Origin of the sequence: Mangrovimonas spongiae, assembly GCF_003944795.1 — a bacterium.
GTDB classification, from domain to species: domain Bacteria; phylum Bacteroidota; class Bacteroidia; order Flavobacteriales; family Flavobacteriaceae; genus Mangrovimonas; species Mangrovimonas spongiae.
On sequence record NZ_RWBG01000001.1, the window covers coordinates 724,360 to 737,024 of the forward strand.

At 34.9% G+C, this 12,665-nt stretch carries 14 protein-coding genes; 13 read left to right on the forward strand and 1 reads right to left on the reverse strand.

Annotated elements, in window-relative coordinates; all coding sequences use genetic code 11:
- Nucleotides 1–16 precede the first annotated feature (16 nt).
- From EJA19_RS03275 to EJA19_RS03335, 13 genes are all read left to right on the forward strand, one after another.
- On the forward strand, nucleotides 17–880 hold the full coding sequence (locus EJA19_RS03275) for an acyl-CoA thioesterase (RefSeq protein ID WP_125466905.1): 864 nt from the start codon (nucleotides 17–19) through the stop codon (nucleotides 878–880).
- Complete coding sequence (locus EJA19_RS03280; RefSeq protein ID WP_125466906.1) at nucleotides 877–2,094, forward strand: BaiN/RdsA family NAD(P)/FAD-dependent oxidoreductase; 1,218 nt, start codon at nucleotides 877–879, stop codon at nucleotides 2,092–2,094. The genes EJA19_RS03275 and EJA19_RS03280 overlap by 4 nt, the downstream gene beginning before the upstream one ends.
- On the forward strand, nucleotides 2,091–2,618 hold the full coding sequence (locus EJA19_RS03285; RefSeq protein WP_125466907.1) for a DUF1697 domain-containing protein: 528 nt from the start codon (nucleotides 2,091–2,093) through the stop codon (nucleotides 2,616–2,618). Before EJA19_RS03280 ends, EJA19_RS03285 begins: the two co-directional genes overlap by 4 nt.
- A gap of 9 nt (nucleotides 2,619–2,627) precedes the next feature.
- On the forward strand, nucleotides 2,628–3,710 hold the full coding sequence (gene mvaD / locus EJA19_RS03290; protein WP_125466908.1) for a diphosphomevalonate decarboxylase: 1,083 nt from the start codon (nucleotides 2,628–2,630) through the stop codon (nucleotides 3,708–3,710).
- Between the two features lie 37 nt (nucleotides 3,711–3,747).
- Nucleotides 3,748–4,677, forward strand: a complete 930-nt coding sequence (locus tag EJA19_RS03295; protein WP_125466909.1) for a mevalonate kinase family protein — start codon at nucleotides 3,748–3,750, stop codon at nucleotides 4,675–4,677.
- A gap of 48 nt (nucleotides 4,678–4,725) precedes the next feature.
- Nucleotides 4,726–5,640 (forward strand): geranylgeranylglycerol-phosphate geranylgeranyltransferase, encoded by a 915-nt coding sequence (locus EJA19_RS03300; RefSeq protein ID WP_125466910.1) that lies wholly within the window; start codon nucleotides 4,726–4,728, stop codon nucleotides 5,638–5,640.
- Between the two features lie 41 nt (nucleotides 5,641–5,681).
- A complete protein-coding gene (locus tag EJA19_RS03305) occupies nucleotides 5,682–6,560 on the forward strand; it encodes a pseudouridine synthase (protein ID WP_125466911.1) in 879 nt (292 codons plus the stop codon).
- A 322-nt stretch (nucleotides 6,561–6,882) separates the two neighbouring features.
- Entirely contained in the window at nucleotides 6,883–8,283 is a 1,401-nt protein-coding gene (locus EJA19_RS03310; protein ID WP_125466912.1) for an arginine decarboxylase, read from the forward strand.
- Nucleotides 8,273–9,211 (forward strand): agmatinase, encoded by a 939-nt coding sequence (gene speB, locus EJA19_RS03315; protein WP_125466913.1) that lies wholly within the window; start codon nucleotides 8,273–8,275, stop codon nucleotides 9,209–9,211. The genes EJA19_RS03310 and speB overlap by 11 nt, the downstream gene beginning before the upstream one ends.
- On the forward strand, nucleotides 9,201–10,175 hold the full coding sequence (locus EJA19_RS03320) for a deoxyhypusine synthase family protein (RefSeq protein ID WP_125466914.1): 975 nt from the start codon (nucleotides 9,201–9,203) through the stop codon (nucleotides 10,173–10,175). Before speB ends, EJA19_RS03320 begins: the two co-directional genes overlap by 11 nt.
- Before the next feature lie 2 nt (nucleotides 10,176–10,177).
- Nucleotides 10,178–10,489: a hypothetical protein gene (locus tag EJA19_RS03325; RefSeq protein ID WP_125466915.1), complete on the forward strand. Its 312-nt coding sequence runs from the start codon at nucleotides 10,178–10,180 to the stop codon at nucleotides 10,487–10,489.
- 154 nt (nucleotides 10,490–10,643) lie between these two features.
- The gene (locus EJA19_RS03330; RefSeq protein ID WP_125466916.1) at nucleotides 10,644–11,057 is read left to right on the forward strand and encodes a VOC family protein; all 414 of its coding nucleotides are present in this window, start codon (nucleotides 10,644–10,646) and stop codon (nucleotides 11,055–11,057) included.
- A complete protein-coding gene (locus tag EJA19_RS03335) occupies nucleotides 11,057–11,836 on the forward strand; it encodes an RMD1 family protein (protein WP_125466917.1) in 780 nt (259 codons plus the stop codon). Before EJA19_RS03330 ends, EJA19_RS03335 begins: the two co-directional genes overlap by 1 nt.
- On the opposite strand, the gene EJA19_RS03340 is transcribed toward EJA19_RS03335, so the two are convergent.
- Nucleotides 11,833–12,654: an alpha/beta hydrolase gene (locus EJA19_RS03340; protein ID WP_125466918.1), complete on the reverse strand. Its 822-nt coding sequence runs from the start codon at nucleotides 12,652–12,654 to the stop codon at nucleotides 11,833–11,835. The genes EJA19_RS03335 and EJA19_RS03340 overlap by 4 nt on opposite strands.
- Between the last annotated feature and the right edge of the window lie 11 nt (nucleotides 12,655–12,665).

A 12,665-nucleotide genomic window follows, 5' to 3' on the forward strand; every position in this document is an offset into this window, starting at 1 on the left:
AAAATAAGTTTTTAGAATGACATCAATAGATGATTTATACAACATACTTCACTTAAACCAAGTTGAAGATTTAAGCTTTCAAGGTGTAAGCAAAACCGTTGGTAGTCCAAATGTGTTTGGCGGTCAAGTTTTGGCGCAAGCCTTAAACGCCGCTTATCGTACCATTACCAATAACCGTGTGTTGCATTCTATGCATTCCTATTTTTTGGAAGCTGGCGATTTAACCCTGCCTATTACGTACGATGTTGGCGTAATGCGTGATGGTGGTAGTTTTTCGGTACGTCGTGTAACAGCAAGCCAAAACGGGAAGCTCATTTTTATTTTGTCAGCATCGTTTCATAAAAACGAAACAGGATATAACCATCAAATTGATATGAAAACCGATGTTGCACAGCCTGAAGATTTATTGAGTTGGGACGATATGCTAGAGCAATTTGGCGATACGTTACCCCAAAAAACCAAAACCTTTTTAGAAATTCCAAGACCAGTATCCTTTAAACCTACGCAAGTAGCCAATCCTTTTGACAAGAAAGATTTGCCGCCTTATATGGATGTTTGGTTTAAGGTAAAAGGAGATGCGTCCAACTACAATTTAGAAACAAAACAACAGATATTAACTTACATTTCAGACTATAATATTCTAGCGGTTGCTTTGCATAGACACGCCAGTAAAGCACATTGGGGCAATACACAAACGGCAAGTTTAGATCATTCTATGTGGTATTATCGCGATTTCGATTTTAACGATTGGATGCTTTTTTCTATGGATACACCAAGCACGTCTAATGCCAGAGGATTTGCTAGAGGAAACATTTATACACGAGATGGTGTTTTAGTGGCATCTGTAGCACAAGAAGGGTTAATGCGACCAATACAATGAGAACGTACGATGTGATAATTATTGGTGGCGGCGCAGCAGGTTTTTTTGCAGCCATTAACATAGCTGAACAGAATCCAAGTTTAAGCATTTGTATTCTTGAAAAAAACAAGGAAGGCTTACAAAAGGTGAAAATTTCTGGTGGCGGTCGATGTAATGTGACACACGCCGAGTTTATACCGCAAGAGTTGGTACAGAATTACCCTAGAGGTGAAAAAGAATTGTTGGGGCCGTTTCATCAATTTATGACAGGCGACACGATTGAGTGGTTTGAAAAGCGCGGTGTAGCATTAAAAATTGAAGACGATGGTAGAATGTTTCCCGTTTCAGATTCCTCGCAAACTATAATCGATTGCTTTATTAACGAAGTTAAAAAGCACAACATAGACATTTTATATAGTCAGAATGTCACAAAAATATCACCACAAGAGCAGCCAACAAGTTTTGAAGTAAACACAAAGTCTGACCTTTTTCAATGTGAAAAATTACTCATAGCAACAGGAAGTAGTGTTAAGTTTTGGAAATTGATAGCCCAACTTGGTCACACTATTGTGAAACCTGTGCCGTCGTTGTTTACGTTTAATATAGATGATAGGCGTATTAAAGATATTCCCGGTGTCGTGGCTCAAGATGTTGAAGTTAAAATCCTTGAAACCGATTTAGTTTCAGAAGGCCCATTACTTATCACACATTGGGGAATGAGCGCACCCGTTATTTTAAAATTGTCGGCGTTTGGTGCTGTTACGTTGGCTAAAATGGATTATAAATTCAATATTGAAATCAATTTTATAAAACAAGATTTTGATGCTTGTTTGCACCAGTTAAAAACAATAAAACAAGAATTAGGGAAGAAATTAGTGTTTAAATCGCCACAATTTGACTTGCCAAAACGGTTATGGCAACAATTGGTTTTGGCCTCAAAAATTAATCCAGACACACGTTGGGCAGATTTAAATAAAGAGCAATTAGAAAATTTAACTACGCAATTAACCCAAGCCATTTTTAAAGTAGATGGGAAAAGCACCTTTAAAGAGGAGTTTGTTACCGCTGGTGGTGTCAATTTAAAAGAAGTTAATTTTAAAACCTTTGAAAGTAAATGCATTCCGAATTTATATTTTGCAGGGGAAGTGCTCAATATCGATGCGGTAACCGGTGGATTTAATTTTCAAAACGCGTGGACAGGCGCGTTTGTGGCTTCAAAAGCAATGTCGAAATGAGATATATAGCCTTACTTCGTGGTATAAATGTTGCCGGACAGAAAAAAATCCCAATGGCAGAGTTGCGCGAATTATTAACAAAATCGGGTTTTAAAAATGTACAAACTTACATTCAATCTGGTAATGTGATTTTTGAATCTAATGAAGAAAATACACAGCAATTAGAAGGTGAAATTCATAATAGCATTAAAGCACATTTTGGTTTTGAGGTGCCAGTTTTAGTGAAAACACCAACACAATTGCAACAAATTTTTAAGGATTGTCCTTTTCCTGAAACCAAAAAACAGAACAGTTATTTCTCGTTATTATATACGGTTCCAAACCAAGAGTTGGTAGATGAGGTCTCTAAGATTTCTTATGAAAATGAAGAAATTGTTATTACCAAAAACTGCATTTATTTTTATAGTGCAACAGGATATGGACGCACCAAATACAACAACAATTTCTTTGAACGCAAATTAAAAGTCACGGCAACGGCAAGAAACTACAAAACAATGCTAAAGTTGTTATCTTTGTCGCAATAATTAAAAAGAATGACCGAACAAGATTTTATTCCCAAACCATATAAAAATTCAGTTGAAAACGGCACTGTAACTTGGGAATCGCCAAGCAACATTGCTTTAATAAAATACTGGGGAAAACGCGATCTGCAAATTCCAGAGAATCCTTCTATAAGCTTTACATTAAGTGAATGCAAAACCATAACCAAACTAACATATACAAAGAAAAACGACACTAAAGATTTCTCATTTGATGTGTTTTTAGATGGTGATAAAAAAGATGATTTCAAACCTAAAATTGAAACGTTTTTTAAGCGAATAGAAGTTTACGTACCATTTTTAAAAGACTATCATTTCACCATTGAAACAAAAAACACCTTTCCGCATAGTTCTGGTATTGCATCATCGGCTTCAGGGATGAGCGCTTTGGCGTTGTGTTTAATGCGTATTGAAAGACTGTTTAATAGCGAAATGTCAAATACGTTTTTTAATCAAAAAACATCGTTTTTGGCGCGTTTGGGTTCTGGTTCTGCTTGTAGAAGTATAGAAGGCAATTTAATTGTTTGGGGAGCAACAAAAAGTATAGAAAATAGCAGCGATTTGTTTGGTATAAAATATCCGTACAAAGTCCACGACAATTTTAAAAACTATCAAGATACCATCTTGTTAATTGATAAAGGTGAAAAGCAGGTGAGTAGTACTGTTGGCCATCAATTAATGCATGGCCATCCGTTTGCCAAAGAACGTTTTGCACAGGCGCACGATAATATGGAAACGTTGAAGCCTATACTAGAAACAGGCGATTTAAATGCGTTTATTAATCTTATGGAAAGCGAAGCATTAACCTTGCACGCCATGATGATGACTAGTAATCCGTATTTCATTTTAATGAAACCAAACACCTTGGAAGTCATTAACCGTATTTGGAAATTTAGAACAGAGACAGGACTTCATATTGGTTTTACGTTGGATGCTGGTGCGAATGTACATATTTTATATCCACAGTCAGAAAAAGCACAAATTCTTGAATTTATTGAAAACGAATTGGTTGCGTATTGTAAAAATGGTGAATATATTTGTGACCAAATTGGTTTGGGAGCAAACCAAATAGAATAAATAATCGTATATTTACATAGTAGATTGCTATTTAATTATGAAAGGACCACTTTTTTACTCTAAAATCCTACTTTTTGGTGAATATGGAATTATCAAAGATTCCAAAGGATTGTCTATTCCGTATAATTTTTATAACGGCGCTTTAAAAGTCACCAACAAAGATACCGAAGAAGCCAAAGCGTCTAACAGTGCATTAAGCCGTTTTGCCGATTATTTAGAGCAAATAGACACTAACTTGGTTACTTTTGATATAGAAACTTTAACTAAAGATATCGCTGAAGGAATGTACTTCGACTCATCTATTCCGCAAGGTTATGGCGTAGGGAGTAGTGGTGCATTAGTTGCTGCGATTTACGATAAATATGCTAACGATAAAATAACTGTTCTTGAGAATTTAACACGAGAAAAATTATTACAATTAAAAGCTATTTTCTCAGAAATGGAATCCTTTTTTCATGGGAAATCATCAGGACTAGATCCATTGAATAGTTATTTGAGTTTGCCAATCCTTATTAATTCTAAAGATAATATTGAAGCCACGGGTATTCCATCTCAAAAGGTAGATGGGAAAGGCGCTGTGTTTTTATTGGATAGTGGTGTTGTTGGAGAAACCGCACCAATGGTAAGTATTTTTATGGAAAATATGAAACAAGAAGGTTTCCGTAACATGCTTAAAGACCAGTTTATAAAACATACAGATGCTTGTGTGGAAGATTTCTTAAAAGGCGATGTTAAGTCGTTATTCAAAAATACTAAACAATTATCTAAAGTCGTATTGAGTCACTTTAAGCCTATGATTCCAAAGCAGTTTCACGAACTGTGGAAGAAAGGGTTGGAATCCAACGATTATTATCTGAAACTTTGTGGTTCTGGCGGTGGCGGCTATATCTTAGGATTTACAGAAGATATCAACAAAGCCCAAAAAGCCTTAAATGGTTATAAACTGGAAGTGGTTTATAATTTTTAACACACATTTCTGTCATTCTGAACTTGTTTCAGAATCCCATTAAAATCTATGCTAACCAGAAAACAAAAACATATTCTACTTAAGTTTTTTAGTATGTTTTCTGTTATTCGTGGTTATAATATTTTGGTTGTTGCTGTGGCTCAGTATTTAGCCTCTATTTACATTTTAGCACACTATAAACCCGTTCGTGAAGTAGTTTTTGATGTAAACTTACTTATGCTGGTTTTGGCGTCTTCGGCAACTATTGCAGGCGGTTATATTATCAATAATTTTTACGATTCCGAAAAAGATTTAATCAACAGGCCAAGAAAAACTATGTTAGACCGTTTGGTCAGTCAAAATACGAAACTGTCTTTTTATTTTGTGTTGAATTTTTTAGCGGTTGTTTTGGCTAGTTATGTGTCGTTTAGAGCCGTTGTGTTTTTCTCTATTTATATTTTTGCCATCTGGTTTTACTCACACAAACTCAAAAAAATGCCTTTTATAGGCAATTTAACATCGGCCATTTTAACCATTACGCCGTTTTTTATCATTTTTGTGTATTACAAGAATTTCGAGCACGTTATTTTTGTGCACGCTATGTTTTTGTTTTTAATAATATCCATGCGAGAGCTTACCAAAGACTTAGAAAACCTTCAAGGCGATTTGGCGCAGAATTATCAAACCATTCCTGTGGTTTATGGCGAAAAAGTATCAAAAATAATGCTTACTGTTTTAGGCGTGTTGACACTGCTTCCCGCATTGTTGCTTATTTTTCAATATCAGGTAGGAAAAATGAGCTATTATTTTTACCTAAGTATTGTGCTTTTGGTTGTTTTTGTAGTAATGCTTTGGCGGTCAAACTCAAAGTTACAATACCTCATTCTACATAACATTTTAAGGTTCATTATTGTACTAGGGGTGATTAGTATTCCGTTGATTGATATAGGTTTGGTGCTTAATAAAATCACTTTTATTCGATAAGCAATAATTTATCGTATATCTTTGCAAAAAAATTATAAGTAATGAGCAGAAAGCAAGGAACAGGAGGAAAGAAAAGACCATCAGGGAGAGGGCAACGACACAATAGCGGAAATAGGTCTAGCAGAGGCGGAAATAATTCCGGAGAGAAGAGCTTTGCACGTGGAAATGCTCCGATGAAAAAGAAAAACACACCGAGTAAAAGCAAGTCGTCTTCAGGAGACATTCGCTTAAACAAATATATTGCCAATTCAGGAATATGTTCGCGTCGTGAAGCCGATGAACACATTGCTATAGGTTTGGTAACTGTTAACGGAAAAGTAGTAACTGAAATGGGTTACAAGGTACAACTGGAAGACGATGTTCGTTTTGATGGACGCCGCATTAATCCAGAACCAAAAACATACGTTTTATTAAACAAACCAAAAGGGTTTGCCACAACAACAAGCAATGCTAAGGATAGAACTGTAATGGATTTAGTGGCTAATGCCACCAATGCTAGAATAAAACCTATTGGCCGTTTAGGACGAAATTCAACTGGTTTGTTATTGTTTACCAATGACGATACCGTTGTAAAAAAGTTTACTAACTCTAAAAATGGCGTACCGCGCTTGTTTCAAATAGAATTAGATAAAAATCTTAAATTTGAAGACCTCAAGCAGGTAGAAGAAGGTCTGAAGATTGATGGTAAAGAGGTTGTTGTTGAGGAAATTAGCTACATTGAAGGTCAAAGTAAAAACCTAATTGGGCTAAAAATAAAGAACACCGGAAATTCTATAATCCGTAATATTTTTGATCATTTAGGCTACAACATCATAAAAGTAGACTGCGTGGCGATTGCGCATCTTACCAAGAAAGATTTGCCAAGAGGCTACTGGAAGCATTTAACCAAACAAGAGGTTAATACGTTGAAGATGTTGTAATTGTGTGTTTGAATTTTTTTTCAAAAAAAGTATTGTAATTCAAATTTTTGTATTTCATTTGCATCAGTTTTTTAGCTGAACAAAGTGAACACTGTTTATACGTTTGGGCTTTTGGGAATTAGGAAGTCATATCCAAAAGCAACCCTTAAGAAGGGAAACCGAAATTTAAAGCTAACTTCCGTAAATCACTACTCAAGCCAACATTTGTATGGCTTTATTCCTACAACCCAACGCCAACTGTTGGTTTGATAATCATTGTTTTTTATTAACATAATGTTGCGTTAACACGCATTTTTCATCTTTAAACTTTAATAAAAAAACAATGAATACTAAATATATTGATTTAATCAATCAAACTTTTTATTTTCCACAAGACGAGTTTGCACTCGATGGACAGTTTTTAAAATTTCACGATATCGATCTCAAAGCATTGGTCGAGGAATATGGTGCGCCGTTAAAATTTACTTATCTGCCACAAATATCCAATAACATCAATCGCGCAAAAGGCTGGTTTGCAGCTGCCATAAAAAAGCATAATTACCCAGCAACGTACAACTATTGTTATTGTACCAAGAGTTCACACTTTAAGCACGTGTTAAACGAAGCACTAAAGAATGATATTCATATTGAAACGTCTTCAGCTTTTGATATTGACATAGTGGAAAATCTAAAACAACAAGGTAAAATTACCGATGATACGTATGTGATTTGCAATGGTTTCAAACGTGCACAATATATAACCAATATTGCACGATTAATTAATGAAGGCCATAAAAATTGTATCCCAATTATCGATAATTACGAAGAAATCGATTTATTGTCTGAAGTCCTCGACAGTAAATTTAAGGTCGGGATCAGAATAGCTTCAGAAGAAGAACCAAAATTTGAATTTTATACCTCAAGATTAGGAATTGGTTACAAAAACATTGTGCCATTTTACAAAAATCAAATACAGAATAATGATAAAGTAGAATTAAAAATGCTTCACTTTTTCATCAACACAGGTATTCGTGATAATGCTTACTATTGGAACGAATTACTTAAGTGCTTAAAAGTGTACATTAGCTTAAAGAAAATTTGCCCAACTTTGGATAGCTTGAATATTGGTGGCGGATTTCCTATTAAAAATTCATTGGCATTCGATTTTGATTACGAGTATATGGTTGATGAAATCATTAATCAAATAAAAATAGCTTGTGACGAAGCCGAAGTTGACGTGCCAAACATTTTTACCGAGTTTGGAAGCTTTACCGTTGGGGAAAGTGGTGGCGCTATTTACGAAGTGTTGTATCAAAAACAACAAAACGATCGTGAAAAATGGAATATGATTAATTCATCATTCATTACAACCTTACCAGATACTTGGGCGATAAACAAACGTTTTATCATGTTGCCCATTAACCGTTGGAACGATAGTTATGAACGTGTGCTTTTGGGTGGATTGACATGTGATAGCGACGATTACTATAACAGCGAGCAGCACATGAATGCCATTTATTTGCCTAAATACAACAAAGACAAGCCACTTTATATAGGCTTTTTCAATATTGGAGCTTACCAAGAAACCATTGGTGGTTTTGGCGGATTACAACATTGTTTAATTCCTTCTCCAAAACACATTTTAATAGATAAAGATGCCAATGGCAATTTAACAACAACATTATTTAGTGAACAACAAAAAAGTGAAGACTTACTTAAAATTCTAGGTTACGATGCAAACTAAAACTTACGCAGGAATCCCTGAAAAATATGCAAAATTAGACAGTTCTAAAATTGTATTAATTCCAGTACCTTACGATGGTACGAGTACTTGGCAAAAAGGTGCCGATAAAGGTCCAGAAGCCTTTTTGCACGCTTCAGAAAACATGGAGTTGTATGATATTGAAACACAAACCGAAGTTTATAAACAAGGAGTTTTTTTGGCCAATGCCGTAACCGAAAATAGTTCGCCGGAAACTATGGTAAATGCCGTGCATAAAGCCACTAAAAACTATATTAAGCGTAATAAATTTGTAACCATTTTTGGAGGCGAACATTCCATTTCCATTGGTACTATTCGCGCGTTTAATGAATGTTTTGATAATTTAACAGTGTTACATATCGATGCGCATGCCGATTTACGAAAAGAATACGAAGGCTCTGCTTGCAATCACGCTTGTGCCGTTTACGAAGCAAGCCAGACTACAAATTTAATTCAGGTGGGAATCCGCTCAATGGACATAATAGAAAAAACCGTTATGGACCACGACAAAACCTATTTTGCTCACGAACTGGCACAAGACGATGCTTGGATGGATTCGGCATTAGACCAAATGACAGATAATGTGTTTATCACCTTTGACTTGGATGCCTTAGATCCGTCAATTTTACCAAGCACAGGAACACCAGAACCTGGTGGTTTGTTTTGGTATGAAACCCTTGAGTTTTTAAAAATGGTATTTGAGGAAAAAAACGTGGTCGGATTCGATATTGTAGAACTTTGCCCTAATGAAAACGAAAAATCTTCAGATTTTCTAGCGGCTAAATTATACTATAAAATGCTAACATATAAGTTTATGGAGGAAGATATTGAAAACACTTATGAAAGTAATTTTGAAAACAACAATAACGAAATAAATAAATTTTCTAAATTTAATGACGATGAGTACTAAAGGGCACATATCAAAATTCATAGAAAAATACTATTTGCATTTTAATGCTGCTGCATTGGTAGATGCTGCTAAAGCTTACGAAGATCAATTAAATAGTGGTTCTAAGATGCTAGTATCATTAGCTGGAGCAATGAGTACGGCCGAGTTGGGTAAGATATTTGCCGAAATGATTCGTCAAGACAAAGTACATATTATTTCTTGTACGGGAGCTAATTTGGAAGAAGATATTATGAATTTGGTAGCACACTCACATTACGAGCGTGTACCCAACTATCGCGATTTAACCCCAAAACAAGAATGGGATTTACTTGAACGTGGCTTAAATCGTGTAACCGATACGTGCATTCCAGAGGAAGAAGCCTTTAGACGTTTGCAAGAGCACATTTTTAAAATATGGAAAGATGCCGAAGATGCAGGAGAACGCTATTTTCCGCACGAGTTTATGTACAAAATGCTGTTAAGTGGAGTGCTAGAAGATTATTACGAAATAGATTTAAAAGACTCGTGGATGTATGCCGCTGCCGAAAAGAATTTACCAATTGTGGTTCCCGGTTGGGAAGATAGTACAATGGGAAACATTTTTGCAAGTTACGTGTTAAAAGGTGAGTTAAAAGCCAGTACCATGAAATCTGGAATTGAGTACATGACCTTTTTAGCCGATTGGTATACCGATAATTCCAAAAACGGTATTGGGTTTTTCCAAATTGGAGGTGGCATTGCTGGAGATTTTCCTATCTGTGTTGTGCCAATGTTATACCAAGATATGGAACGAACCGATACACCATTTTGGAGCTATTTCTGTCAAATTAGCGATTCTACCACAAGTTATGGATCGTATTCTGGAGCGGTGCCAAACGAAAAAATCACTTGGGGAAAACTAGATATTGATACACCTAAATTTATTATAGAAAGTGATGCTACCATAGTAGCGCCACTAATATTCGCCTATTTATTAGATATGTAATTATGAAGGACAATTTAAAACGCGTCATTGTTGACTTTAAAAAACTAACACCAGAGATTTTGGCTTTATTGGTTGAAAAATATCCTGATGGATATGATGACGACCAAATAATCAAGTTTAAAAATGCCAAAAGTGAATTGGTAGAAGCTGTTGAAGTAACCACAGAAGATACCAAGTATTTGGTGAAAGTAAGTACCAAGTTAGCCGTAACTATGGAAAATTATGATGAGGAAGACTATGATGATTTTGAAGATGATGATCCAGAAGCAGTACAGCCACCAGAGGTAGAAGAAGCGGATAACGACGACGATTAATTACCAGATTTAAATAACAACTAATTCAGATGTAACCTTCTGAAAACAGGATACTATGCTTTAAAAATAGATGGTTTTAAAGCCATCTATTTTTTGTTTAGTAATGTGTTTTTGTATTGAAAAATACATTAAATTTATAAAAAACACCATTCCTATGAAAACACCATTCCACCTTGCATTGCCTTGTGTTAGTATTAAGGATACCACAACATTTTACACCAACGTTTTAAAAGCATCGGTTGGGCGTTCTGCACAAAACTGGGTAGATGTTAATTTGTACGGCCATCAAATTACATTTACAAAAACAGGTCGTTTTAATTTTGATTATAGGAGTTATTCCTTAGGTGATGAAGTACTGCCATCATTTCATTTTGGTGTTATCTTAAATAAAGATGATTGGAACAAACTTTATTCATCACTAAAGAGTAACGATGTGTCTGTTACTAATAGCATAGATTTTCTAGCAGGAAAAACAGGTGAACACCAATCGTTTTTTATAAAGGATCCTAATGATTATACCGTAGAATTTAAATGTTTTAAAGAGCCATCGGCCATTTTTAAAGAATAATGTACCAGGTTGTTGCCTACCAAGTAGCCAGCACTATCCATACAAAAAGCGTAAAAGAACAGTTGGATTGGGAACTGCTGTTTTCGGATAGTGACGAATTGTTTTATAAATTTTCAAAAGATCAATTTATCTATATTTTTCAATATGGAATGGTTGGTTTTTTTAATCTCTCAACAGATGATATAGGAGAAATTTTAAAACAGCTAAAACCATTTTCTAGAAATTTTTTTCAGGAAAGAATATCAGAAACCATCCATGTTGATGTTCAGCAGAACATCCTTAAAGTAGCGTTTGAAAAAGTCATTTTACCATATTTAGATACCGAAATGATACGGTTAGTTGTATTGAATGCTTCGCAATCCGTGGCGTTAAACCGCTATTCAGAAATTACTGAGGAATTATTGGAAGAAACCAACAAGCACACGCTCTATCTAGAACGCAAGGGTAAATTGGATATCTCTGGAAATAAGCTAAAGCGCTTTATTGGTAAAACGCTTAATATTAAAAATAAGATTTCAGAAAACCTATATATTTTCGATGCGCCAGAGATTACATGGGAAAGTGAACAATTGAATAGATTAAATACCGATTTAAAACAGTCTTTCGACCTCACGGATCGTTATCATTTAATTCATGATCGCATCGAGATCATTAAGGAAAACCTCGAGCTGTTTAAAGATATTATGGATCACAAGGAAAGCAGCAAACTAGAATGGATTATCATTATCCTAATTCTAGTTGAAGTAGTGGATATGTTTGTGGTAAAAATTTTCTTTTAAAGGAGTGCTTTTAAGGCGTCATAATATTGCTTGGTAATATGTATGCCATTATGCCCGGCATCGGTTATAATTGTTAAATCGATATTTTCTGGAGCAATGGCTTGTAGTTTTTTAGAGTTTTCATCGATATGAACGAGGAAATCGCGACTACCGTGGAAAATTTTTATAGGGCATTTCACCTCTTTTATAAATTTGTAGGTAGGAATGTCGTATTTAACTATAAATTCTGGAATAGGTGGCGCAATTTGTTCGGAAATTAATGTTTTCCAAGAGTAATAAGGCGCATTTATAATTAACATTTTTGGGTTGTTTTTGGAGGCTACATAGGTTGCTAATCCGCTGCCTAAAGAAAACCCTAGAGTAATAATGTTTTGTTCGCTATATCTGGTTTTTGCAAAATCATACACCTTTTGAGCATCATTTAATAATTGCTTGCTGTTGCTGTATTTTCCATCACTTTTACCATAACCTCTATAATCAACAAATAAAATATCGTAATTGTTTTCCAAATATAGAGGAGCACGTTTTCCCCAATCATGGATAGCTCCTGCGTTTCCATGATAATACACAATAACACCTTTTGATGCTTCGGCTTTAAAAAGTAAAGCGTTTAAAAACACATTGTCATCAACTTCAATATTTAATTCTTCAAAGGGTTCTTTAAAATCAAAAACATAGGTTTTGTCTAATGTTTTTGGGTTGAAAAAAAAGCGTTCTTGTTTAAAGTATAAAAAGACTAATACTAATACATGAAGTATTGCTAAAACAACAATAACTCTTAGTAAACGACGGAAAATTTTTGGGAAGTTTATTTTCAAAAGACAAAAAT